This is a genomic window from Amycolatopsis sp. CB00013, from assembly GCF_001905755.1.
GTDB lineage: Bacteria > Actinomycetota > Actinomycetes > Mycobacteriales > Pseudonocardiaceae > Amycolatopsis > Amycolatopsis japonica.
In genome coordinates, this window is record NZ_LIWC01000005.1 from 114,078 (window position 1) to 138,588 (window position 24,511).

A 24,511-nucleotide genomic window follows, 5' to 3' on the forward strand; every position below is an offset into this window, starting at 1 on the left:
CTCGGCGGTTTGTAAGCAACTGCTTACAACGCTAACCATGATCACGCTGAGCGTCAATGCGCCTACCGTGCGACGCCCGGCTAGCCTTTGCCGATGACGGAAGAACCGCAGGTCCGCAAGCGCGACGCGGCCGCGACCAGGGCGGCCCTGCTCGACGCGGCGGCGGCTCTCTTCGCCGAGCGCGGCTTCGACCGGACGACCGTGCGCGACATCGCGAAACTCGCCGGTGCCAACCAGGCCCTGCTGTTCCGCTACTTCGGGTCGAAGGACGCGCTGTTCGAGGAGGTCCTGGCGCGCGGCGGACGCGAGCAGATCGCCACCACCCCACCGGACGAACTGCTCGGGACGGCGTTGCGCAGCATGCTGGAATCCGACACCGGCCGCGACCGCACCCTCGACGCGTACCTGCGCTCGACCGGGCACGACAGCGCCGCGGCCGCGGTCCGGCGGCAGCTCGGCGAGGAGTACGCGAAGGTGCTCGCCACGTTGAGCGACGCCGACGACGCGGAACTGCGGGCCGACCTCGTCCTCGCCTGGCTGCTCGGGATCGGCCTGGTCCGCGACATCACCGGCAAGGAACCGCTGGCCAGCGCGGATCCCGACGACGTCTGCCGTCTGGTGCTCGGCGCGGCGCGGACCCTGCTGGAGCGCAGCGGGTAATTGCGTCGCCGTCCGCGGCACGCTGTTCTACGGTCGGGCCGTGATCACGTTCCCGCCCGCCGGTACCGAAGCCGAGTTCGACGCGCTGACCAGGCAAGACCTGCTCCCCGCCGTGAGGTCGCTCGGCTTCGGCGAAGCCGTCCCGTTCACCGAGGGCTCTCTGCCGGTCTACGCGGTCGGCGACGATCTGGTCCTCAAGCTGTTCCCGCCGGTGCATCTGGGCGAACTCCCCACCGAGCGGACGATGCTCGAAGTCCTGCACGGGAAGTTGCCGATCCCGACCCCCGCCGTGCACGAGGCCGGAGAGCGGGACGGCTGGGGCTACGTGCTCATGGAACGCCTGCGTGGCGAGACACTGAAGGACGCCTGGCCGAAACTGTCCACAGAGGACAAACATCGGCTCGCGCCCGAACTCGGCGAGGCGCTGGCCGCCCTGCATTCGCTGCGCGCCCCTCGGCTCGACGTCCTCGGCCCGCCGGACTGGGCCGCGTTCGTCGCCGGACAACGCGCGAAGGTCGTCGAGCACCACCGGCGGACCGGGCTCGACGAAAGCTGGATCGCGCAGATCCCGGCGTTCCTCGATTCCGTCGAGCTGGGCAGCCCGCCGGTCGTCCCGCTGCACACCGAATTCATGCGCGACCACCTCATGGTCACCCACGACGGCGGCCGTCCGCGCCTGAGCGGGCTCTTCGATTTCGAACCGGCCATGCGGGGCGCGGCCGAGTACGACTTCGTCGCCGTGGGCCTGTTCGTTTCCGGCGGCGACAAGGATTTCCTGCGGCGGCTGCTCACCGGATACGGCGTCGAGCCGGACGAAGACTTCTCCCGGCGCTGCCTGGCATACGCGCTTTTGCACGTATACAGCAACTTCACCTGGTACCTCGGTGTTCTCCCCGCGCCGGAGGAACCCACGCTGGAAAGCCTCAGCCGCGCTTGGTGGTAGCCCAGGTCACGGGCACCGCCTCCGGGCCGCGGATCGAAAGCGGCGGACGCCAGGTGATGGCCGAGGCGGGAACCGCGAGATCCAGTCCCGGGAGCCCGTCGAGCAGGGTCCGGAACGCGATCTCCCCTTCGAGGCGGGCCAGGGCAGCGCCGAGGCAGAAGTGGAGGCCGTGCCCGAAGCCGAGTTGCGGCGCGTTCCGCCGCCGGATGTCGAACCGGGACGCACCGGGAAAGGCGGCTTCGTCGCGGTTCGCCGCGCCGGTGTGCGCCAGCACCGCCTCACCGCGCCGGACCGGGCCTGCGCTCAGTTCGACGTCTTCCAGCGCGACCCGGAGCAGCGACGCGTCGGCCGGTCCGTCGAACCGCATGATCTCCTCGACCGCGCCTTCCGTCAGGCTCGGATCGGAGCGCAGCGCGGCGAGCTGATCCGAATGTCCCGTCAGCAGCACGATCCCGGTCGCGATCAGGCTGACCGTGGTCTCGTGCCCGGCGAGCAGGAGCTGGGTGGCGAGATCGATCAGCTCGGCCTCGGTGAGCCGGTCGCCGTCCTCGTCGCGAGCGTGCACGAGGACGCTCAGCAGGTCCTCCCCCGGCGTCTCCCGTTTGACGGCGACGAGCGCCGCCATGTCGTCCGCCCCGTCACGCCGGGCCTGCGCCACTTCGGCCGGGCTGTACGCCACCGGCGTGACGATCACGCGCGACCATTGGCGGAACCGTTCCCTGCCTTCGTAAGGGACGCCGAGGATTTCGCACATGACCGCGGTGGGCAGCGGGAAGGCGAACATCTCCACGAGATCCACCGGCGGACCGTGCTCGGCCATCGCCCGCAGGAGCGTGTCGGCGATCTCCTGGATCCGCGGCCGGAGCCCGGCGATCCGGCGGACGGTGAAGGCCTGCGCCGTCAGCTTGCGCAGGCGCGTGTGATCCGGCGGGTCCATGTTGAGGATGCTGTGCTCGCCGGTGGAGAAATCACCCGGCTCGATGAGACACGGCGCGCCCGGGGCGAGCAGGTTCCGGGAGAACCGAGTGTCCGAGAAGATCAGGCGGACGTCTTCGTACCGGGTCACCAGCCAGCCTTCGCAGCCGCTGGGGAAGACGACCCGGGACATCGGCGGATATTCGGCGTAGATCGCGCCCATCGGGGTCGCGGGGTCGTCCTTCGCCGCGGGATAGATGGCTGTCATGGAGCATGATGATGAGCGGCGCGGCGCGCGGCCGGAAGGCCCTTCTCACCGGGTGATAATCCCGCGCAGGAACTCCAGATAGGCCGGGCGTTCCGTGGCGGACAGCAGTGCGCCGCCGCTCGCCCGCTGCGCCTGGATCAACCCGACGAAAGCCGTGTACGCCAGCAAAGCGCGGTGGCGGGCTTCGGTTTCCGGGCAGTCCATCTCACGGAAGCAGCGGACGATGAACTCGACGCGCCGTGCGGTGACGTCGGCGAGCAGCGGGCCGATCACGGGGTCGCCCGCGTGGGCGAGCAAGGCCAGCTCGGCCCGCTCGTCCTTCGCGCCGAAGACGAGTTCGAAGAGTTCACGCAGCCTTCGGACCGGATCCGAAATCCCGTCCAGCAACGTGATGAGCGCCTCGGTGTGCTGTTCGGCCCACCGGCGCACGGCGGCCTCGACCAGCGCGTCCCGATTCGCGAAATGCCAGTAGAAACTGCCTTTCGTCGTCCCGAGTTTCGCCGCGATGGGCTCGACGGCGATCGCGGCGACGCCGCCTTCGCACAGCGCTTCGAGCGCCGCGTCCGCCCAATCTTCCCGCGCGAGCTTCCGTTTCACGCGACATACGCTACCGTATGGGAAACCATACGGCACCGTACGGGAGGCGGACATGCCCTTCGGATCACCCGCGAACTGGGGCGCGACCACGGAAGAACGCCGCCGCGCGCAGCCGGCGGACACCCTGCTCGACGGCCCGGTCGCGCGGTTCGACCGCGCGGTCACCGTGCGGGCGCCCGCCGCGCTCGCCTACCGCTGGCTCTGTCAGATCTCGGTCGCGCCCTACAGCTACGACCTGCTCGACAACCGGGGACGCCGCAGCCCCGGCACCCTCACCCCCGGCGCCGACGAACTCGCTCCCGGCGACACGCTGATCGTGTTCGAACTGACCGAGGTCGACCGCGGGCACAGCCTCACCGGGCGGACCTTCGCCAAGTCCGAAAAGCTGTTCGGCCCGGTCGCCGCCACGTATTCGGTCGAGCCGATCGACGAGACGTCCTGTCGCATGCTGTGCCGCATCGTCGTGACCTCCGCGGGGTTCGGCGGACGCCTCAAGGAGTTCCTGCTCGGCTGGGGCGACCTGGTCATGATGCGGAAACAGTTGCTGACGTTGAAGAAGTACGCCGAACGGGACGCGCGGCTCGGTCACGTCTCGTAAGTTCGGCCGGCCGCCGAAGGACGTCGCGAAAGCCACTTTCGGGACATCAGACGTCGCGAAAGTGGCTTTCGCGACATGCTCCCTCGGGTCACTGGGCCGGCTGCCGCTTCCGGCTCCGCCGACGTTGCGAAAGCCACTTTCGCAACGTTGAAGGTTGCGAAAGTGGCTTTCGCAACACGCCGAACGGGACGCGCGGCTAGGGCAGCGCGCGCCTTAACAGCTCGGCCAGGTGCAAAGCCCGCCGCCCGTCGAGCTGCTCGATCTGCGTCCGGCAGCTGAAGCCGTCCGCGACCACTTCGGTGCCCTCGGCCGCGGCGCGGATCGCGGGCAGCATGCGGTCTTCGGCACAGGCGACGGAAACGTCGTAGTGCCCGCGCTCGAAACCGAAGTTGCCCGCCAATCCACAGCAGCCGGAATCCATTGTGGAATTGTGGATACCCGCGGCCCGCATGGCGGCCTCGTCGGCGTCGAAGCCGAGCACGGCGTGCTGGTGACAGTGCACCTGGCTGAGCGCCTCGACGTCCAGCGAGCGGAATTCGAGCGGCGAATCCTCGACGAGTTCGGCGAAGGTCCTGGTTCGTTCGGCGAGCAGTTCCGCCACCGGGTCGCCGGGGAGCAGCGCCGGGAGGTCTCCGCGGAAGAGGGCCGTGCAGCTCGGCTCCAGCCCGGCCACCAGATACCCCGACCGCAGGTACGGTTCGAGCACGGAAAGCGTGCGGCGCACCACGTTCTTCGCGACGTCGAGCTGCCCGGTCGACACCCAGGTGAGGCCGCAGCAGACACCGCGATCGGGCAGGACGACGTCGTAGCCCGCGGCGGTGAGCACCTCGGCCGCGGCGTCGAGGACGTCCGGCGTGAGGTAGTTGTTGAAGGAGTCGGGCCACAGCACCACGGGCCGGGAGCCGGTCGCCCAGCGTTTGAGATCCGCACGCCGCCGGGTGAACGGCGCCGTCGCGAACGTCGGCAGATCCCGTTCCGGCGCGATCCCGCCGAACTTCTTCAGCAGTCCGGAGAACCGGCGCGACAGCGTGTTCGCCAGCCGGGGCGCGAACGACGCCGCGCGCAGCCACACCGGCAGCCAGCCCATCGAATAATGCGACGCCGGGCGGATCCGTCCTTTGTGGTGCTGGTGCAGGAATTCCGCCTTGTAGGTCGCCATGTCGACGTCGACCGGGCAATCGGACAGACAGCCCTTGCACGACAGACAGAGATCCAGCGCCTCGGCGACTTCCTCGGAGTGCCAGCCGTCGGTGATCAGTTCGCCGTTCACCATCTCGGCGAGCAGATGCGCGCGGCCCCGCGTCGAATGTTTCTCCTCGCGCGTGGCGCGGTAACTCGGGCACATCACGCCCGCCCCGGTGGTGTTGCGGCATTTCCCGACGCCGACGCAACGCCGCATCGCCTGCCCGAAGCTCCCCTGGTCCTCCGGATAAGCGAGCGCGGTGACGTCTTCGAGCTCCAGCGGCGCGCGCCGGACGCGAAGATCGGCGTCGACCGGCCTGGGGTTCACCAGGATGCCGGGGTTCATCATGCCCGCCGGATCGAAAATCCCCTTGAACCGCGCGAAAAGCGCGAGGATCTCGGGACTGTACATCCGGGACAGCAGTTCCGAACGCGCCTGGCCGTCGCCGTGCTCCCCCGACAGCGAGCCGCCGTGCGCGGCGACCATGTCCGCCGCCTCCTCCAGGAACGACCGGAATCCGGCGATCCCTCGCGGTGAGAGCAGATCGAAGTCCAGCCGCAAATGCAGACAGCCCTCGCCGTAATGGCCGTAGACGACGCTCTTGCGCCCGTGCTCGCGCATGAGCTGCTTGAATTCCCGCAAGTAGGCGCCCAACCGCTCGGGCGGAACGGCCGCGTCCTCCCAGCCGGGCCAGGCCTCCTCTCCCCCGGCCAACCGGGTCGCGAGACCGGCGCCCTCCTCCCGGATCCGCCACAGCCGCTTCTGCGCGGCCGCGTCGTCCAGCAGCGCGGATCCGGTCAGCGCGCCGCGGAGCCCGTCGATCAGCCCGCGGGCCTGGTCCGGGTCGGCCATTTCGACGAACAGCCAGGCGCCACCGGGCGGCAGGCCGTCGGCACGACCGGGCTCCAGTAGGGCGACGAGGTCCGCGTCGACACCCTCGACGGTCAGCGGCGACCACGGCAGGATCGCCGGGACGGCGTCGGCCGCGGCGATGTCGGATTCGAAGCCGAGCACCGCGAGCACCTTGCGTTCCGGCAGCCGGGCGAGCGAGACCGTCGCCTCCAGCACGGTGACACAGGTGCCCTCACTGCCGACCAAAGCCTTGGCGACGTCGAAACCATTCTCCGGCAACAGGTGTTCCAGCCCGTACCCGGAGACCCGCCTGCTGAAGGAGGACAGTTCGGTGCGCAGCAACGCCAGATTGTCCCGGACCAGCGCGCGCAGCTCGGAGAAGACCCGCCCTTCGGTGCCGGGTTCGGCCGCTCGGGCGTCCACTTCGGACGGTGAGGTCGGCCCGACGGTCAGCCGCGTGCCGTCGTAGAGCAGCACGTCCAGTTCGCGGACGACGTCGACCGTGCGGCCCCAGGCCACCGAATGCGAACCGCAGGCGTTGTTGCCGATCATCCCGCCGATCGTGCAGCGAGAATGCGTCGACGGGTCGGGGCCGAACCGGAGCCCGTGCGGCGCGGCGAGCCGCTGGAGATCGTCGAGGACGGTGCCCGGGGAGACCCTCGCCGTGCGCGCCTCCGGGTCGAGGTCGAGCACCCCGCCGAGATGACGCGAAGTGTCGATCACGACGCCAGGCCCGCACGAGTTGCCCGCGACGCTGGTGCCGCCGCCGCGGGCGATCACCGGCAGCCCGGCCCGGCGGCAGGCGGCGACGGCCTCGATCACTTCGTCGACGCTCCGCGGCAGCACCACACCCTTCGGCACGTGCCGGTAGTTGGAGGCATCGGTCGTGTACAGCGCCAGTGTCGCGGCGTCGGCCAGGATCTCCACGGGTCCATTCAAGACAACCGCGGCCGGAAACGCATCGGTGAACCTCTCCGGACGGGTGTGTCGGAAACCACGTCCGGTATGCGATCGTGAGCGCGTGACGGCGAGACGGCACGCCGGTGAAGAGCTCGCCGCCGAGCACAGTGCGGTGCTCGGCGGGCTTCTTCGCGAGCGCGAAGAGCTGCTCGCGACCCTCGACCGGGTCGCGGCCCTCAACGGCACCGCGCGGCTGATCCGCGAGTCGATCGGCACGCATTCCGGCTTCGTCGCCGAGCTGGCCGGGCCCGAACAGGCGGTGATCCGCTGGATGTCGGGCACCCGCACCGACGCCCTGCAGGATCTCGCCGTGCCGATCGGCCAGGGCATCGGCGGGCGGGTGCTCGCGCTGGGCAGGCCCGTGCGGGTCAACGACTACGTGAGCTCGCCGAGTATCACCCACCAGTTCGACGCGCAGGTCCGCGGCGAGGGGCTCGCCGCGATGATCGCCGTCCCGATCGTCAGCGGCACCGAGACCGTCGCCATCGCGTACGCCGCCATGCGCGAACGCCGCGACTTCGGCGACGACGCGGTCCAGTCCCTCGAGGACATCGCCACCGAGGCCGGCCGGGCGCTGAAACTGGCGTCGGTCGCCGAGGCCGACCGTGAGACCGCGCTGTCCGCCGAGCGGCTCCGCATGCAGAGCGCGCTGCACGATTCCGTCGGCGCGCTGCTGTTCTCCATCGGCGTCCAGGTGCGGAACCTGCACGAGGACATCAGCGACAACCCGGCGCTCGAATCGCGGCTGCGGCGGCTGGAGGGCGACGTGTCGGCCGCGTCGAGGGCGCTGCGCGAGTCGCTGCTCGCGCTGTCGGAGTCGAGCCCGGAACGCGCGCTGCCGGTGGAGCTGGCCGAACACTGCCGTTCGTTCCAGGCGCGCTGCGGTGTCCCGGCGCGGTTCGTGCAGCTCGCCCCGGTGCCGCGGCTGGACGCCGAACGCACCGGCCTGCTGGTCGCGGCCGTCCGGGAAGGCCTGCTCAACGTGGAGAAACACGCCGAAGCGCTGTCCGTCGTGGTCAGTCTCCTTCCCAGCGAGGACGGCGTGCAGGTGGTCGTCGCCGACGACGGCACCGGACGACGCGCCGAAGAGGACGACGAGCCCGAACCCGGCACCGGGATGGGGCTGCGCGCGCTGGCCGAACGCGCCGCGCGGGTCGGCGGCCGGGTCAGCCTGGTCCGCGACGACGACGATGGGTGCACGCTGCGCGCCTGGGTGCCGGAACCGTGCCGTCGCCGGTGACGGTCCTCGTCGTGGACGACCATCCGGTGGTCCGCGACGGGGTGAGCCTGCTGCTGCGCTACGACCCGGCGATGACCGTGGTCGGCTCGGCCGAGACCGGCCGGTCCGCGATCCGGCGGGCGGGTGAGCTGAAACCGGTGCTGATCCTGCTGGACCTGCGGCTGCCGGACATGCTCGCGCCCGAGGTCATCGCCGAACTCCGGCGTGTGCACCCGGCCGGGCGGATAGTGGTGTTCACCGCGCACGGCGACCATCAGGGCGTGCGGGCCGCGCTGGACTCCGGGGCGCACGGCTGCCTGCTCAAGGACGTCGCCGGGACGGATCTGGTGGCGGCGTTGCGGCAGGTCCTCAAGGGTGAGCGCGTCGTCGATCCGCGGATCTTCCCCGACGACGGCCAGCGGTCCGACGCGCTGGCCCGCAGCGGCCTGACGCGGCGCGAGTACGAGGTCCTGCGGCTCGCCGCGCAGGGTCAGACGAATCCGGAGATCGCGGAATCGACCGGCTTGGCGCGGAACACCGTCAAGACCTATCTGCAGTCCGCCCTGCACAAACTCGGCGCCCGGAACCGCGTCGAGGCCATCGGCAAGGCCTCCGAAGCCGGCCTCCTCTGACCCCGCATTCAGAGGACTAAATGCGGTAGTCGAACACGACCCACGACGGTCTCCCCAAGGGCGCCCCGCGCCCGACGGAGACTTCACGTCGCGCGCCCTCTCTTGGGCCGGAGGCCCACGGAAACGTTTTGCAGGGCGCCCTCCAAGATCACGCGAGTCCTTCCGAATCCCGCGCCCTGCGGAACGTTTCCGTCAGCGCGCGACCGATGAACACCGTGTCCGTTTTGTAGCCGGGTGGGTCTCCAGGTGGGGGTAACGCGGCGGAGGGTGCCCACGCAGGATGACCGCCACCGATCGTGACTCGCGTCACACGAACGGAGGAGGCGGCTTGCTCAGTGTTCGTGATCTCCAGGTGCGGTACGGCCGGTCGGTGGCCGCGCTGCACGGGGTCGACCTCGACGTTTCACCTGATGGCGTGCTGGCCGTCCTCGGCAGCAACGGGGCCGGGAAGTCGACCCTGCTGCGCACCGTCTCCGGCACGCTGCGTATGCACCGCGGCTCGGTTTCCGCCGGCGAGGTGCGCTACGACGGCAAACCACTGACCAAATTGGACCCGGCCCGCATCGTCGGTCTCGGCGTCGTCGGCGTCCCCGAAGGCCGCCAGGTCTTCGCGCGGATGACGGTCGAGGAGAACCTGCGCGCCGGCGGGATCGGCGCCCGCTCCCCCGAGCAGCGCGCCGCCGCCCGCAAACGCGTCGACGAGCTCTTCCCGGTCCTGTCCGAACGCGCCAAACAGCGCGCGGGCCTGCTTTCCGGCGGCGAGCAGCAGATGCTCGCGATCGGCCGGGCGCTGATGTCCGGCCCCCGGCTCCTGCTGCTCGACGAACCTTCGCTCGGTCTCGCACCGAAGATCGTCGAGCGGATCGGCGACATCATCCGCGAGATCCACGAACAGGGCACCGCCGTGGTGCTGGTCGAGCAGAACGCCGTGATGGCGTTGCGCGTCGCCGACCACGCGATCGTCCTGGAGGTCGGCCGGGTCGCGCTGGCCGGGACGACGGCCGAGCTCGTGGCGAGCGAGGAGGTCCAGCGGCTCTACCTGGGCGGTCACGCCGAATCGCAGGCCACCGCCGAAGCCGAGGCCGCCGACGCCCGCAAGCACCTCGCGGGCCGGAGCCTGTCGAGGTGGGCCGGATGACGCCGCCCGAATTGCACGTCGAGAACGTGACCCTGCGCTTCGGCGGGATCCGGGCGCTGGACGACGTCTCGTTCACCGTCGGCTCCGGTTCGCTGCACGCGCTCATCGGCCCGAACGGCGCCGGGAAGTCCAGCTGTTTCAACGTGATCAGCGGCCTCTACCGGGCGAACACCGGAAGCGTCCGGCTCGGCGACACCGTCCTTTCCGGACTCCCGCCGCATCGGCTCGCCCGGCTCGGGGTCGGCCGGTCGTTCCAGAACGCCGCCCTCTCCCCCGGCTCGACCGTGCTCGACAACGTCATGCTCGGCCGCCACGCGCTGACCAAAGGCGGTTTCCTCGCCTGCGGCCTCCGTCTGCCGTGGACGGTCCGGGCCGAACGCCGCCATTCCGCACGGGTGCGGGAGATCTGCGACTTCCTCGGCATCGGCGGGCTGGTGGACCTCCCGGTCGGCGCGCTGCCCTACGGCGCGGTGAAACGCGTCGACCTCGCCCGCGCGCTCGCCGTCGAACCGGTCCTGCTGCTGCTCGACGAACCCGCGGCGGGCATGAACGCGACCGAGACCGCCGAACTGGCCGGGACGATCCGCGACGTCCGTGACGAACTCGGCATCTCGATCCTGCTGGTGGAACACGACATGGGGCTGGTGATGGGCATCGCGGACCAGGTCACCGTCCTGGACTTCGGCAAGCGCATCGCCGACGGCACACCGGCCGAGGTCCAGTCGGATCCGGACGTGATCAGGGCATATCTCGGCACGGAGGCCACGGCGTGAACACATTCCTGCAACTCGTGGTGAACGGACTCGGCAAGGGCGCGGTGTTCGCGTTGCTGGCGCTGGGTTTCGTGATCATCTTCAAGGCCACCGAAGTGGTCAACTTCGCGCACGGCTCGCTCGTGCTCTTCGGCGGCTACCTGGTCGTCGTGACCCGCGAAGCGCTCGGCTGGGTGGGTGCCTCGCTGGTCGGCATCGTCTCGGCCGGTCTGCTCGCCCTCCTGCTGGAACGGTTCCTGCTGTCCCGCTCGCGGCACGCGGACGCGAACAGCCTGGCGTTGCTGACCATCGGCGTCGACGTGATCATCACCGAGGAGATCGTGCGGCGGCTCGGCGTCACGTTGCCGTTCCTCGGCGACGCCTGGGACGCGAAACCGTTCCAGCTCGGCGGGATCACACTGTTCCGCACGCATCTGGTGGCGCTGCTCGTCGCCGCGGTGCTGATCACCGCGTTCACGCTGGCGTTCAAGTACTCGAACTGGGGCGTCGCGATGCGGGCACAGGCCGAGAACCGCGAGGCCGCCGCGCTGATGGGCATCCGCAGTTCCCGGGTGACGGCGACCGCCTGGGTGGTCGCGGGCGTCCTCGCCGGGGTCGCGGTGCTCTTCATCGCCACGCAGGACTTCTCCGGCGCGGGGCTGTCCCGCGGCACGCATTCCATCGCGCTCGCCGCGTTCCCCGCGGCCATCCTCGGCGGGCTGGACTCGACGGCGGGCGCGGTGGTGGGCGGCCTCGTCGTCGGGCTGGTCGAGGCGCTTTCCGCGCAGTACGTGTCGTTCGACTTCTCCAAGAGCGCGGTCTTCCTGGTGATGCTCGTGGTCCTGGTGGTGCGGCCGTCGGGGTTGTTCGGGACGAGGGAGAGCACCCGTGTCTGACACCGCCGTGAAAACCCCCGCCGCCGCCCCGACGGCACCGCCCCCGAAACGCGATCGGGGACGCCTGCTCAAAGCACTGGCCTGGGTCGCGCTGCTGGTGGTCCTGCTCGCGATCCCGTTGTACCTCGACGCCGCCTGGCTGAAGGCCGGGCAGTACATGATGATCGGCGGGGTCGGCGCGATCGGGCTGACGCTGCTGGTCGGGCAGGCCGGGCAGTTGTCGCTGGCGCACGCGTTCTTCCTGCTGGCGGGCGCGACCGGGTACACCGTCCTTTCCGGACCGTCCGACGACGAGCGCGTGATCGGGCTCGGGCTCGATCCCGGGCTGTCGCTGATCGGTGCGGTGGTCATCGCCGCGCTGCTGGGGCTGGCGTTCGCGCCGGTCTCCGGACGGTTGCGCGGGATCTACCTCGGTGTCGCGTCCCTTTCCCTGGTGTTCCTCGGACTCTACTTCGGACAGTCGGCCGAGACGCTGACCGGCGGGACGTCGACCGGGCGCACCCCGGAACCGTTCTCGCTGTTCGGCTTCCCGTTCACCAACGGCGGTCCCGAGATCGAGCTGATGGGCGTGCCGATCCGGCAGGCGGAACGGCTCTGGTACCTGTTCCTGCTGCTGACCGTGCTCGCGTTCGTCGTCGCCAAGGCGGCGGTGCGCAGCCGGGTCGGCCGGTCGTGGCGGGCGGTGCGCGACAACGAGGCCGCCGCGTCCGTGATGGGCGTCAGTGTCACGCGGGCCAAGGCCGGCGCGTTCGCGGTCTCCTCGGCGTACGCGGGGCTCGCGGGCGCGATGACCGTGCTGTGGTTCGACATCCTCAAACCCGACGAGAGCGAATTCGGCACGTACGGCATCAACATCTCCATCGCCTTCCTGGCCATGGTGATCATCGGGGGACTCGGCTCGGTGCCCGGCGCGCTGGTGGGCGCGCTGATCGTCAACGGGCTGCCGCAGGTGCTTTCGCTGTACTCCGCCGATCTCGGCTGGTTCTCCGGAACCGGGGACGGCGCCTTGACCCCGATCCTGGTCAGTTCGTTCGTCTACGGCGCCGCGATCATCCTCGTGGTGCTCTTCGAACCGGGCGGACTCGCCGCGATCGGACGACGGATAACACCCGCCAAGAAACCTCATCTCCCGGAGGAGCAAGACAAATGAAGCGCACATATCCGGCCGTCGCGCTGGCGGCGGTCCTCGCCCTTTCGGCGTGCAGCACGAAAGCGGGCGACTCGGGGTCCTCGGGGGCGGACGGTTCGGGCGTCAAGACCGACAAAGGGGCGACGGCCTCGGAGATCACCCTCGGCGTGATGACCGACAAGACCGGGGTGTTCAAGAACCTCGGGCTCGGTATCACGCAGGGCAACGAGTTGTGGGCCAAGGACTTCAACGCCGCGGGCGGGGTGTGCGGCCGTCAGGTCAAACTCGAGACCGTCGACCACGGCTACAAGGCGGACACGGCGAAGACGCTGTATCCGCAGATCGAGCCGAAGGTCCTCGGCTTCGTGCAGCTGCTCGGCTCGCCGGTGGTGGCCGCGCTGAAGCAGAACATCGCCTCGGACAAGACCGTCGCCGCGCCCGCGTCGTGGTCTTCGGAACTGCTCGACAACCAGTACGTGATGATCGTCGGGACGACGTACGACCTGGAGATCATCGACGGGCTGTCGTACTTCCAGGAAAAGGGCCTGGTGAAGGACGGCGACACGATCGGGCATGTCTACATCGACGGCGAGTACGGCAAGAACGGCCTGCGCGGCTCGCAGTACTACGCGAAGAAGCACAACCTGACGGTGAAGGAGGTCAAGATCACCTCCACCGACAACGACCTCACCAACATCGTCACCGGGCTCAAGGGCGACGGCGTCAAGGCCATCGTCCTGACCACGTCCCCGGCGCAGACGGGTTCCGCGCTCGCGGCGAACAAGGCGCTCGGGCTCAACGTGCCCGTGCTCGGCAACAACCCGGTGTTCGATCCCGTGCTGCTGAAGAGCCCGGCGGCGAACGCGCTGGACAAGCTGACCATCGTCGCCAGCAGCGTCCCGTTCTCCGCCGACATCCCGAAGGCCAAGGAAGTCGCCACGAAGTACAAGGCGGCGTACAAGGAGACCCCGAACGGCGGGATCCCCTATGGCTACGCGGTCGGTGAGGTGTGGGGCGCGGTCCTCAAGAAGGCGTGTGAGAACAAGGACCTCACCCGTGACGGCGTCGCGGCGGCGCTGAAGCAGACGACGTCGGCGAGCACGGAGGATCTCGTGGCGGCACTGGACTTCTCGAAGCCGGGCACCCCGGCGACACGTCAGGTGTACGCGGCGACACCGGACGCGTCGGCCGAGGGCGGCGTCCGCTACGTCAAGCCGCTGTTCGAGGCCCCCGAGGCGAAGGAGTACGTGGCTCCGCACCAGAAGTGAGTCTCGCTTCGGCGAGCGCGTCCGCTTCGGCCAACGGCGTGGTGCCGTTGGCCGAAGCGGCGTCGAGGATCCCTTGCGTGGTCTTCTCCAGCGCCTCGACGCGGGTGAGCGCCTCGGCGTGCGTGAGGGCCTCCTTCTCGCGGCCGAGGGTGTAGACGACTCCCCCGGCGCTCGCGACGAAGTCCGGGATCCACAGGACTCCCCGGGCGGCGAGGGCCTCGGCAACGGTGTCGTCGGTGAGCTGGTTGTTGGCCGGGCCGACGACGAGCGGCGCGGCGACCTCCGTGCCCGGGCCGAAGACCCCGCCCACGGCCGCGGGGATCAGGACGTCGGCTTCGATGCCGAGCACCTTCTCCGGCTGGATAAGGGTCAGGCCTTGTTCGCGGGCCGCGGCGAGACGTCGTTCGTCCACATCGGACACGACGACCTCGGCGCCCTGCTCGGCCAGGTTCGCGGCGAGGTGGGCGCCGACCGAACCGTAGCCGCTGACGACCACCTTGCGGCCCTTCATCCCGTCGTCACCGAAGACCGCCCGCGCACCCGCTCGCAGTGCGGCGAGCACGCCGACGGCGGTCGGCCCGCTCGAAGAACCGGTACCGCCGTGCTCCTCGGGCAGGCAGAAGACATGCGGGGTCCGCTCGCGCAGCACTAGCATGTCCGCCGGGCCGGTTCCGACGTCGGGCCCGGCGAGATACGCACCGTCGAGTGACGCGATGAGGTCGGCGTGGTCGAGCAGGATCTCGCGCCGCTGTTCGGGGGACGGCACGCCGTCGAGCGCGACGACGCTCTTGCCGCCGCCGAAGTCCAGACCCGCGACCGCGCATTTGCGGGTCATCGCCGCGGACAACCGCAGGACGTCGTCGATCGCGTCGTGGACGCGCGGATAGACCTTGAACCGGCAGCCCCCGACGGCCGGGCCTAGCGTGCTCGAATGCACGGCCACCATCGTCGTCACCCCGGACCGGCGCCCCCGCCGGACGACCAGCTCCTGTACGGACATCTGGCTCCCCTTCTTCGCATTTAGTCGACTGAATGCGAAGAAGTTAGGGTGATGCGCAGGGCTACAGGGGCTCTGCCGAATGATATTCGGCAAGGCCGGTGAAGGAGTGGACGTGGACGAACTTGATTCAGCGATCATCCGGGAACTCCAGGCGGATGCGCGGCAGTCGAACCGCGACATCGCCCGCAAGGTCGGCGTCGCGCCGTCGACCTGCCTGGAACGGACGCGGCTGCTGCGGGAGCGCGGCGTCATCCGCGGCTATCACGCCGACATCGACCTGCGCAGCCTCAACCGCGGCGTGCAGGCGATGGTCTCGGCGCAGGTGCGGCCACTGAGCCGCGAGGTGATCGATTCCTTCCAGCGTTCGGTCGCGGAATTGCCGGAGGTCCTCTCCGTTTTCGTCACCGCCGGCAGCGACGATTTCCTGATCCACGTCGCCGCCCAGGACGTCGATCAGCTCCACGCATTCCTGGTGGATCGCTTGGCGAAGCGCAAAGAGATCATCGGCTTCCGGAGTTCGATCATTTTCCGGCATCTGCGCAAGACCGAGCTGGAACCCCTTCCGCGCCGAATACCGGGTGACACCCCCTAGGTCCTTACCCCGGAATACCCGACACACCACCCCTAAGTACGCCCGAAATCCGAGACTTCGCATCTTGGAAGACGGAAACTGTCGGTGGTGTGGGTTTGACTGGCCATAGCGGAAACGGAAAGGAGGCGCGCCATGGACGTTCGGACAGGCCTGAACCATCGTGAGCGGGCCACCCTGAGAGCCGTGGCCGAGGGCCACGCCGAGATCAGTTGCAGCTGCGAGCCGGACCTGTTCGTCGACGGTCTCGCCTGCTGCGACCAGCACACCGCGCATCGCCTCGCCCATCTCGGCCTGGTGATGCCCGCGCGCAGCGGCCGATGGGGCGAGCGTGTTCCCGCCCTGCTCACCGAGGCCGGAGCGGTGGCGCTGGAAGGCGCGTTCCCGCCGCTGGCCGCCTAAAAGCGTTTGCGGGGGCGCACGGGGAGCGCCACGATCTCGTGATGCGTGTCTTTCTGGAGACCGAGCGGCTCGTCCTGCGGCAGTTCACCGGCGCCGACGTCGACGATCTGTTCGCGCTCTACGACGATCCCGAAGTCATGCGGTACCTCAATGGGGGCGAACCCGCCGACCGGGCGGAGATCGAAAAGCTGGACCTTCCCGCCTTTCTCGGTTACTACGAGCGTTTCCCCGGTTACGGGTTCTGGGCGGCGATCGAGAAAGCGAGCGGGGATTTCCTGGGGTGGTTCCATTTCCGCCCGTTGAAGGGACACCACACGGACGACCCCGAGCTGGGTTACCGGCTGAACCGGTCGTCCTGGGGCAAGGGGTACGCGACCGAAGGTTCGCTCGCGCTCCTGGAGAAGGGGTTCACCGAACTGGGGGTCCAGCGGATCTGGGCGGCGACCATGGCGGTGAACCTGGGGTCCCGGAGGGTCATGGAAAAGATCGGGATGCGGTACGTCCGGACCTTTCACGAGCACTTCGACCACCCGATCCCCGGCACGGAGGAGGGCGAGGTCGAGTACGCCATCACCCTGGACGAGTGGCGGTCGGCGCCCAAACCGCATTCAGAGGACTAAACGCGGCCAGTGGGCAGCCAGGTTTCGCCGATCTCCTCGGCCAGGGCCTCCCCGCCGGTGAGGTCGGCGAGCCAGGCGTGGAACGCCTCCCCCTGGTCCGGCGCGAGCCCGACGTCGAAGTGCGCGACGTCCTCGAAGCGCGTCGCGTGCAGCAGGTACGGCGACGAGCGAATGTCGTTCTCCAGGCGGCCGGCCCGGTCGTAGTCGACGACGACCTCCACCAGCCGCAGCCGCCGGTACTCCCGCACGCCGATGACGTCGACGGCCTCCGAAACGGCCTGCCCGTACGCCCGGATGAGTCCGCCGGCGCCGAGCAGCACCCCGCCGAAGTACCGGGTCACCACGGCGACCGTGTCGGTCAGCTCGCGGCGGCGAAGCACTTCGAGCATCGGGGTGCCCGCCGTGCCCGCGGGCTCGCCGTCATCACTCGAACGTTGAGTCCTGCCGTCTGCGCCCAACACGAACGCGTGACAGTGGTGCCGGGCGGCCGGATCGGCCTTCTTCCTGGCGGCGATCACCTCGCGGGCGGCCTCTTCCGAGGTGACCGGCGCGAGCGCGCAGAGGAAGCGCGAACGCCGGATTTCGATCTCGTGGACCCCGGTACCCGCCACGGTGAGATAACGATCCGCCATCGGCCAAGCCTCTCAAACCGGGCAGGTCGCTCTGCCGTTCGGGCGATTCGCCGGTCACCCGAGGTCACCGCGGCGCGGGCGAAACCCACTCTTCCGCGCGACCCAGGTCACACTTTCGGACGAGCGAAGCGTCGATAACCGCAGGTCAGCGCGCTGATGCTCCACTCAGTGGACACGTCATTCCAGCCAGTGGGCAGATGATGTTTGAAGTCAACGCCCGCGTGGCATTTCCCACCCCGACCAAGCGACGTATGTCGATAACAGCGATTTCACACTATCGTCATAAGACCGGCGAACCCGGGAGTAACACGTGTACCCGCCAGCCACCCACCACAGCGGCCAGGCGGCACCCACGTGCACAGCAGTACCGATATGCGCATCGGCCGCCCAGTGCAGTGCGGCTCTACGAGGCCTGCCCCCGTTTCCGCGGGCGGGATCGTTCCCTCTCGACTGACCATCGCGGTCCCGGACCACTCCGTTAACTGGTTCACGTCCGAACCACCCGAACGGAGTGTTACCGGTCGCGCCGACGCCTTGGGAGGCGGCCAGCCGTGACCCACCATGCCAGCTACAAGGGCAGCAAGGCCCCCGAAGGCCTGTACGACCCGGAGTTCGAACACGACGCCTGCGGTGTCGCGTTCGTCGCCGATCTCTCCGGTAAACGCGATCACGGCATCGTCGCCAAAGCGCTGATCGCGCTGCGGAACCTGGAACATCGCGGGGCCCGCGGCGCCGACCCGGAGACCGGCGACGGCGCCGGGATCCTCATCCAGGTCCCCGACGAGTTCTATCGCGAGGTCGTCGGCTTCGACCTCCCCGCTCCCGGCGCCTACGCCGTCGGTACGGCTTTCCTTCCGCAGGACGAAAAGGCCCGCGGCCGGGCGATGACGACCATCGAGCGCGTCGCCGCCGAAGAGGGCATGCGCGTGCTCGGCTGGCGTGACCTTCCCGTCGACACGGACCACGTCGGCACCGGCGCGGCCGAGACCATGCCGCATTTCAGCCAGTTGTTCCTTGCCGGGAACGACGCGCTGGAGGGCCTGGCGCTGGAGCGCGCCGCCTTCGTCGTGCGCAAACGCGCCGAGCACGAGCTCGTCGAGGACGACGTCTACTTCCCCAGCCTGTCCTCGCGCACGATCGTCTACAAAGGAATGCTCACCGAGCCGCAGGTCGAGCGGTTCTTCGCCGACCTCACCGACGAGCGCGTCACCAGCGCCATCGGCCTGGTGCACTCCCGCTTCTCCACCAACACCTTCCCGTCGTGGCCGCTGGCGCACCCGTACCGGTACGTCGCCCACAACGGCGAGATCAACACGTTGCGCGGCAACCGGAACTGGATGGACGCGCGTGAGGCGCTGCTGGAATCCGACCTGATCCCCGGCGACCTCAAGCGGATCCACCCGATCATCACCCGCGGCGCGAGCGACTCGGCGTCCTTCGACGAGGTGCTGGAGCTGCTCCACCTCGGCGGCCGTTCGCTGCCCCACGCGGTGTTGATGATGATCCCGGAGGCCTGGGAGAACCATCAGGAGATGGACCCCGCGCGCCGCGCGTTCTACGAGTTCCACTCGACGCTGATGGAACCGTGGGACGGCCCCGCGCTGGTCTCCTTCACCGACGGCACCCAGATCGGCGCGGTCCTCGACCGCAACGGCCTGCGCCCCGCCCGGTACTGGGTCACCGAAGACGGCCTCGTCGTCCTCGCCAGCGAGGTCGGCGTGCTGGAGCTGGAGCAGTCCACGATCGTCCGCAAAGGACGGTTGGAGCCGGGCCGCATGTTCCTCGTCGACACGGCCGCCGGCCGGATCGTCGAGGACGAGGAGATCAAGAACGAGCTCGCCACCGAGCACCCGTACGACGAATGGGTCGAGGACGGCCTGCTCCCGCTCGACGGGCTTCCCGAGCGTGAGCGCGAGATCCCCCCGCACGCCGCGCTCGTGCGCCGTCAGCAGGCGTTCGGCTACACCGAGGAGGAACTCGACGTCCTGCTCGAACCGATGGCCCGCACCGGCGCGGAGCCGATCGGCTCGATGGGCAACGACTCCCCCATCGCCTCGCTGTCCAGCCGCCCGCGGCTGCTCTTCGACTACTTCATCCAGCTCTTCGCCCAGGTGACCAACCCGCCGCTGGACGCGATCCGTGAGGAACTGGTCACCTCGCTGGGCACCCAGCTGGGCGCGGAGCCGAACCTCCTGCAGGCCGACGCCAAGTCGTGCCGCCGGATCGTGCTGCCGTTCCCGGTGCTGGACAACGACGAGTTCGCGAAGCTGGTGCACGTCAACGACGACGGCGACCTGCCGGAGTTCCAGGCGGTCACCGTGCAGGGCACCTACGACGTCCACGGCGGCGGCGAGGCGCTCGTGCGGCGGCTCGACGAGATCCGCGCCGAGGTGTCCGCGGCCATCGCCGAGGGCGCGCGGCTGATCGTGCTGTCCGACCGCGGGATCGACGAGGACCACGCGGCCATCCCGTCGCTGCTGCTCACCGGCGCGGTGCACCACCACCTGGTGCGCGAGAAGACCCGTACGCAGGTCGGCCTCATCGTCGAGGCGGGCGACGCGCGCGAGGTGCACCACATCGCGCTGCTGATCGGCTACGGCGTCGCGGCGGTGAACCCGTACCTGGCGATGGCGACCGTCGAGGAGATGGCCGAGCAGGGCCTGATCGCCGGCGCCACCGCCAAGCAGGCGACCGCGAACCTGATCAAGGCGCTGGGCAAGGGCGTCCGCAAGACGATGTCGAAGATGGGTGTGTCCACAGTGGCCTCCTACACCGGCGCGCAGATCTTCGAAGCGGTCGGGCTCGGCGACGAGGTCATCCAGAACTGCTTCACCGGCACCACTTCCCGGCTCGGCGGCGTCGGCTTCGACACGCTCGCGCTGGAAGTCGCCGAACGGCACCGCCGCGCGTTCCCGCGCGACGGGTTCCGCGCGAACCACCGCGAGCTGGAGACCGGCGCGGACTACCAGTGGCGCCGCGAGGGCGAACCGCACCTGTTCAACCCGCAGACGGTGTTCAAGCTGCAGCATTCCACGCGTGCCGGAAAGTACGAGGTCTTCAAGGAGTACACGAAGTCCGTCGACGACCAGGCGCAGAAGCTGTACACGCTGCGCGGGCTGTTCGACTTCAAGGTCGGCCAGCGGCCCGCGGTGCCGATCGACGAGGTCGAGCCGATCTCCGAGATCGTCAAGCGGTTCGCCACCGGCGCGATCTCCTACGGGTCGATCTCGGCGGAGATGCACGAAACCCTGGCCATCGCGATGAACCGGCTCGGCGGCAAGTCGAACACCGGTGAGGGCGGCGAGGATCCGGAACGGCTCTACGACCCCGAGCGCCGCAGCGCGGTCAAGCAGGTCGCCAGCGGCCGGTTCGGCGTCACGAGCGAATATCTGGTCAACGCCGACGACATCCAGATCAAGATGGCGCAGGGCGCGAAGCCCGGCGAGGGCGGCCAGCTGCCCGGCGCGAAGGTGTACCCGTGGATCGCGAAGACGCGGCACTCCACGCCGGGGGTCGGGCTGATCTCCCCGCCGCCGCACCACGACATCTACTCGATCGAGGATCTGGCGCAGCTGATCCACGACCTCAAGAACGCCAACCCGGCCGCGCGCATCCACGTGAAGCTCGTGTCCGAGGTCGGCGTCGGCACGGTCGCGGCCGGTGTTTCCAAGGCGCACGCGGACGTCGTGCTCATCTCCGGGCACGACGGCGGCACGGGCGCTTCGCCGCTGTCGTCGATCAAGCACGCGGGCGGCCCGTGGGAACTCGGGCTCGCCGAGACGCAGCAGACGTTGCTGGCCAACCGGTTGCGCGACCGGATCGTCGTGCAGACCGACGGCCAGCTCAAGACCGGCCGCGACGTCGTCATCGCCGCGCTGCTCGGGGCCGAGGAGTTCGGTTTCGCGACCGCGCCGCTGGTGGTGTCCGGCTGCATCATGATGCGGGTGTGTCACCTCGACACCTGCCCGGTCGGCGTCGCGACGCAGAACCCGAAGCTGCGCGAGAAGTTCAGCGGCAAGGCCGAGTACGTGGTGAACTTCTTCGAGTTCATCGCCCAGGAGGTCCGGGAGTACCTGGCGGAGCTGGGTTTCCGGTCCATCGCCGAGGCCGTCGGCCACGCGGAGATGCTGGACAAGCGCAAGGCGATCGACCACTGGAAGGCCGCCGGTCTCGACCTGACGCCGATCTTCCACGTGCCCGACACGGCCCCGGCCGGCCTCCGTCACCAGCAGACCGTGCAAGACCACGGGCTGGAGAAGGCACTCGACAACACGCTGATCCAGCTCGCCGAGGGCGCGCTGTCGTCCGGGGACAAGGTGCGGCTGGAACTGCCGGTGCGCAACGTGAACCGGACCGTCGGCACCATGCTCGGCCACGAGCTCACCAAGCGATGGGGCGGCGAGGGCCTGCCGGACAACACGATCGACGTGACCTTCACCGGTACCGCCGGTCAGTCGTTCGGCGCGTTCGTGCCCAAGGGCATCACGCTGCGGCTCTACGGCGACGGCAACGACTACGTCGGCAAGGGCCTGTCCGGCGGACGGCTCATCGTGCGGCCGCCGAAGGTGGCGCGGTACAACGCCGAAGAGCACATCATCGCGGGCAACGTGATCGGCTACGGCGCGACCAGCGGCGAGATCTTCATTCGCGGCAAGGTCGGCGAACGGTTCTGCGTGCGCAACTCGGGCGCGCTGGCCGTCGTCGAAGGCGTCGGCGACCACGGTTGCGAATACATGACCGGTGGCCGTGTCGTCGTGCTCGGCGGCGTGGGCCGCAACTTCGCGGCCGGGATGTCGGGCGGCACCGCCTATGTGCTGGACCTGCCCGCGCACCGGATCAACCCGGAGATGGTCGACATCGACCCGCTGGATTCGTCCGATGTGGACTTCCTGCGTGAGGCGCTCGAAAAGCATTACGACGAAACGGAGTCCGCCGTCGCGCGTGCGCTGCTCGCCGACTGGGACGCCGCCGTCGACCGGTTCGGCAAGGTCATGCCGAAGGACTACAAGCGCGTGCTCGCGGCGCAGGCGAAGGCCGAGCGCGACGGGCGTGACGTGAACGAGGCGATCATGGAGGCCGCACATGGCTGACCCCAAGGGCTTTCTGACCACCACTCGCGAGACGCCCAAGAGCCGTCCCGTCGACCTGCGCCTGATGGACTGGCGCGAGGTGTACGAGGACTTCGCGACGTCGAAGCTGCAGAAGCAGGCCGGACGCTGCATGGACTGCGGCATCCCGTTCTGTCACCAGGGCTGCCCGCTCGGGAACCTCATCCCCGAGTGGAACACGCTGACCTGGCGCGACGATTGGCGCGACGCGGCCGAGCGGCTGCACGCGACCAACAATTTCCCGGAGTTCACCGGGACCCTCTGCCCGGCGCCGTGCGAGACGGCGTGTGTGCTCGGGATCAACGACGATCCCGTCACCATCAAGCGGGTCGAGATCTCGATCATCGACCGGGCCTTCGAAGAAGGCTGGGTCACGCCGCAGAAGCCGGTGGCGCTCACCGGCAAGAAGGTGGCCGTGGTCGGATCCGGCCCGTCGGGACTCGCCGCGGCGCAGCAGCTCACGCGCGCGGGCCACAGTGTCGTGGTCTTCGAGCGGGCCGACAAGATCGGCGGGCTGCTGCGCTACGGCATCCCCGAATTCAAGATGGAGAAGCACCGGCTCGACCGCCGTCTGGACCAGATGCGCGCCGAGGGCACGGAATTCCGGACCTCGGTGAACGTCGGCGTCGACCTCACCGTCGAGGAACTGAAGTCGTCCTACGACGCCGTGGTCCTCGCCGGTGGCGCGACCGCGTGGCGGGATCTGCCGATCACCGGCCGCGAGCACGCCGGTATCCACCAGGCGATGGAGTTCCTGCCGCACGCCAACCGCGTCGCCGCCGGGGAACTGGACGTCTCGCCGATCAGTGCCGAGGGCCTCGACGTCGTGGTCATCGGCGGCGGTGACACCGGCGCGGACTGCGTCGGGACCTCGCACCGCCAGGGCGCGAAATCGGTGACGCAGCTGGAGATCATGCCGAAGCCGCCGCTTTCGCGGTCCGACGCGCACCCGTGGCCGACATACCCGATGATCTACCGGGTCTCGTCCGCGCACGAGGAGGGCGGCGAGCGGCTGTACTCGGTCAACACGCAGGAGTTCGCCGCCGATGCCGACGGCCGGGTGCGGGCGCTGAAGCTGGTCGAGGTGCGCAACGAGGGCGGCAAGTTCGTCCCGGTGGAAGGCACGGAACGCGAACTGCCCGCGCAGCTGGTGCTGCTCGCGATGGGCTTCGTCGGCCCGGAGCGGGAAGGCCTGCTGGAGTCGCTCGACGTCGAACTGGACCAGCGCGGCAACGTCGCCCGCGACAAGGCGTTCAAGACCAGCGTCGACAACGTGTTCGTGGCGGGTGACATGGGCCGCGGCCAGTCGCTCATCGTGTGGGCGATCGCCGAAGGCCGGTCCGCCGCGGCCGGGGTGGACGCGTTCCTCACCGGACGGGACGTGCTGCCCGCGCCGATCGCTCCGACCGACCGGCCGCTCACCTAGGCGGCCTCCGAAGTCCGTGAAGGCCTCCTTGAGGGACTCTGGGTCCCTCAAGGAGGCCTTCACGCGCGTTGAGGTCGGGTTGGACGTCGTAAGTGGCGATTCGGCTCGGAGCCAACGGTGTCTTGGACATCTACCGGCGGTCTTGCGTGACTGGTTGGACGACACACGTGAGCGGAGGGACGACACGCGTGTCTGCACGGACGGCTCGCGGCGGGGAGGTAGTCGCGGGTTCGTCGTCCGTCTCGTCACGTGTGTCGTCCGTCTGGTCACGTGTGTCGTCCGCCGGATCACACGTGCCGTCCGATCGATCACGCGAAGCCATCGCTCGGTCCAGGTGGTCGTGAGTGGCGATTCGGGTTGTTGAGCGGTAAGGCAAAGGGGTCGAGGGCGCGGGCGGGTCGATGGTGGGGGTGAAGGCTCCCTTCGCCGCGTCTGATGCGGTGAAGGGAGCCTTCACCCCGGTCGCTCATCCGCGCCGACCACCCGCCGCATTTAGTCCTCTGAATGCGGTAGTTGCGCGGGCAACCACCGCAAGCAGAGGACTAAACGCGGGGCGTAGTCGGCGCATTGGTTCTTTCGAGTGAAAGAACCGCCGGAAGAGTGTACTTGCGGGTGATGACAGCGAGGTTTCGGTATCGGTTGTATCAAGGGGTAAGTCCCGTGCGGCGGCGGGGACCGGCAAGACCTGCCGGGGCCGCCGGACGGGATCCCAAGGAGGGGGTTC

Annotated in this window: 20 protein-coding genes; 15 read left to right on the forward strand and 5 right to left on the reverse strand. The window is 69.2% G+C overall.

The genetic code is table 11. The features are described from left to right. Positions 1 to 93 precede the first annotated feature (93 nt). Both AMK34_RS30840 and AMK34_RS30845 read left to right on the forward strand, forming a co-directional pair. Positions 94 to 660 (forward strand): TetR/AcrR family transcriptional regulator, encoded by a 567-nt coding sequence (locus AMK34_RS30840; RefSeq protein ID WP_038517748.1) that lies wholly within the window; start codon positions 94 to 96, stop codon positions 658 to 660. Between the two features lie 40 nt (positions 661 to 700). Beyond that, entirely contained in the window at positions 701 to 1,603 is a 903-nt protein-coding gene (locus tag AMK34_RS30845) for a phosphotransferase family protein (protein WP_073847689.1), read from the forward strand. Here AMK34_RS30845 and AMK34_RS30850 read toward each other — a convergent pair. Both AMK34_RS30850 and AMK34_RS30855 read right to left on the reverse strand, forming a co-directional pair. After that, the gene (locus AMK34_RS30850) at positions 1,584 to 2,786 is read right to left on the reverse strand and encodes a cytochrome P450 (protein WP_073847690.1); all 1,203 of its coding nucleotides are present in this window, start codon (positions 2,784 to 2,786) and stop codon (positions 1,584 to 1,586) included. The two genes, AMK34_RS30845 and AMK34_RS30850, sit on opposite strands and share 20 nt — an antisense overlap. 45 nt (positions 2,787 to 2,831) lie before the next feature. Next, complete coding sequence (locus tag AMK34_RS30855; protein ID WP_038517756.1) at positions 2,832 to 3,383, reverse strand: TetR/AcrR family transcriptional regulator; 552 nt, start codon at positions 3,381 to 3,383, stop codon at positions 2,832 to 2,834. Positions 3,384 to 3,435: 52 nt separating this feature from the next. On the opposite strand from AMK34_RS30855, the gene AMK34_RS30860 reads away from it, so the two are divergent. Further along, on the forward strand, positions 3,436 to 3,981 hold the full coding sequence (locus AMK34_RS30860) for a hypothetical protein (protein ID WP_038517759.1): 546 nt from the start codon (positions 3,436 to 3,438) through the stop codon (positions 3,979 to 3,981). Positions 3,982 to 4,177: 196 nt separating this feature from the next. Here AMK34_RS30860 and AMK34_RS30865 read toward each other — a convergent pair whose 3' ends face one another. Next, a complete protein-coding gene (locus AMK34_RS30865) occupies positions 4,178 to 6,943 on the reverse strand; it encodes an FAD-binding and (Fe-S)-binding domain-containing protein (RefSeq protein ID WP_073847691.1) in 2,766 nt (921 codons plus the stop codon). Positions 6,944 to 7,037: 94 nt separating this feature from the next. On the opposite strand from AMK34_RS30865, the gene AMK34_RS30870 reads away from it, so the two are divergent. From AMK34_RS30870 to AMK34_RS30900, 7 genes are all read left to right on the forward strand, one after another. Beyond that, positions 7,038 to 8,216 (forward strand): GAF domain-containing sensor histidine kinase, encoded by a 1,179-nt coding sequence (locus AMK34_RS30870; protein WP_073847692.1) that lies wholly within the window; start codon positions 7,038 to 7,040, stop codon positions 8,214 to 8,216. Continuing rightward, positions 8,171 to 8,827, forward strand: coding sequence for a response regulator (locus tag AMK34_RS30875; RefSeq protein WP_016332103.1), 657 nt, complete (start codon positions 8,171 to 8,173; stop codon positions 8,825 to 8,827). Before AMK34_RS30870 ends, AMK34_RS30875 begins: the two co-directional genes overlap by 46 nt. 328 nt (positions 8,828 to 9,155) lie before the next feature. Further along, positions 9,156 to 9,965 (forward strand): ABC transporter ATP-binding protein, encoded by an 810-nt coding sequence (locus tag AMK34_RS30880; protein WP_038524164.1) that lies wholly within the window; start codon positions 9,156 to 9,158, stop codon positions 9,963 to 9,965. Next, entirely contained in the window at positions 9,962 to 10,738 is a 777-nt protein-coding gene (locus tag AMK34_RS30885) for an ABC transporter ATP-binding protein (RefSeq protein ID WP_198941784.1), read from the forward strand. The genes AMK34_RS30880 and AMK34_RS30885 overlap by 4 nt, the downstream gene beginning before the upstream one ends. Next, the gene (locus tag AMK34_RS30890; protein WP_038517770.1) at positions 10,735 to 11,613 is read left to right on the forward strand and encodes a branched-chain amino acid ABC transporter permease; all 879 of its coding nucleotides are present in this window, start codon (positions 10,735 to 10,737) and stop codon (positions 11,611 to 11,613) included. Before AMK34_RS30885 ends, AMK34_RS30890 begins: the two co-directional genes overlap by 4 nt. After that, positions 11,606 to 12,763, forward strand: a complete 1,158-nt coding sequence (locus AMK34_RS30895) for a branched-chain amino acid ABC transporter permease (RefSeq protein WP_073847694.1) — start codon at positions 11,606 to 11,608, stop codon at positions 12,761 to 12,763. Before AMK34_RS30890 ends, AMK34_RS30895 begins: the two co-directional genes overlap by 8 nt. Next, positions 12,760 to 14,010 (forward strand): ABC transporter substrate-binding protein, encoded by a 1,251-nt coding sequence (locus tag AMK34_RS30900; RefSeq protein WP_038517772.1) that lies wholly within the window; start codon positions 12,760 to 12,762, stop codon positions 14,008 to 14,010. The genes AMK34_RS30895 and AMK34_RS30900 overlap by 4 nt, the downstream gene beginning before the upstream one ends. Here AMK34_RS30900 and AMK34_RS30905 read toward each other — a convergent pair. After that, complete coding sequence (locus AMK34_RS30905; protein ID WP_073847695.1) at positions 13,952 to 15,010, reverse strand: Glu/Leu/Phe/Val dehydrogenase dimerization domain-containing protein; 1,059 nt, start codon at positions 15,008 to 15,010, stop codon at positions 13,952 to 13,954. The two genes, AMK34_RS30900 and AMK34_RS30905, sit on opposite strands and share 59 nt — an antisense overlap. A gap of 112 nt (positions 15,011 to 15,122) precedes the next feature. Between AMK34_RS30905 and AMK34_RS30910 the strand changes: the two genes are divergently transcribed. From AMK34_RS30910 to AMK34_RS30920, 3 genes are all read left to right on the forward strand, one after another. Continuing rightward, positions 15,123 to 15,602, forward strand: coding sequence for an Lrp/AsnC family transcriptional regulator (locus AMK34_RS30910; protein WP_016332097.1), 480 nt, complete (start codon positions 15,123 to 15,125; stop codon positions 15,600 to 15,602). 132 nt (positions 15,603 to 15,734) lie between these two features. Continuing rightward, positions 15,735 to 16,001: a hypothetical protein gene (locus AMK34_RS30915; RefSeq protein ID WP_038517778.1), complete on the forward strand. Its 267-nt coding sequence runs from the start codon at positions 15,735 to 15,737 to the stop codon at positions 15,999 to 16,001. Positions 16,002 to 16,042: 41 nt separating this feature from the next. Then, a complete protein-coding gene (locus tag AMK34_RS30920; protein WP_073847696.1) occupies positions 16,043 to 16,621 on the forward strand; it encodes a GNAT family N-acetyltransferase in 579 nt (192 codons plus the stop codon). Here the strand turns inward: AMK34_RS30920 and AMK34_RS30925 are convergent. Continuing rightward, a complete protein-coding gene (locus AMK34_RS30925) occupies positions 16,618 to 17,253 on the reverse strand; it encodes a YigZ family protein (protein WP_038517783.1) in 636 nt (211 codons plus the stop codon). The genes AMK34_RS30920 and AMK34_RS30925 overlap by 4 nt on opposite strands. 551 nt (positions 17,254 to 17,804) lie before the next feature. Between AMK34_RS30925 and gltB the strand changes: the two genes are divergently transcribed. Next, positions 17,805 to 22,343, forward strand: a complete 4,539-nt coding sequence (gene gltB, locus AMK34_RS30930) for a glutamate synthase large subunit (protein ID WP_073847697.1) — start codon at positions 17,805 to 17,807, stop codon at positions 22,341 to 22,343. Beyond that, positions 22,336 to 23,787, forward strand: coding sequence for a glutamate synthase subunit beta (locus tag AMK34_RS30935; RefSeq protein WP_073847698.1), 1,452 nt, complete (start codon positions 22,336 to 22,338; stop codon positions 23,785 to 23,787). The genes gltB and AMK34_RS30935 overlap by 8 nt, the downstream gene beginning before the upstream one ends. The last annotated feature ends 724 nt before the right edge of the window (positions 23,788 to 24,511 follow it).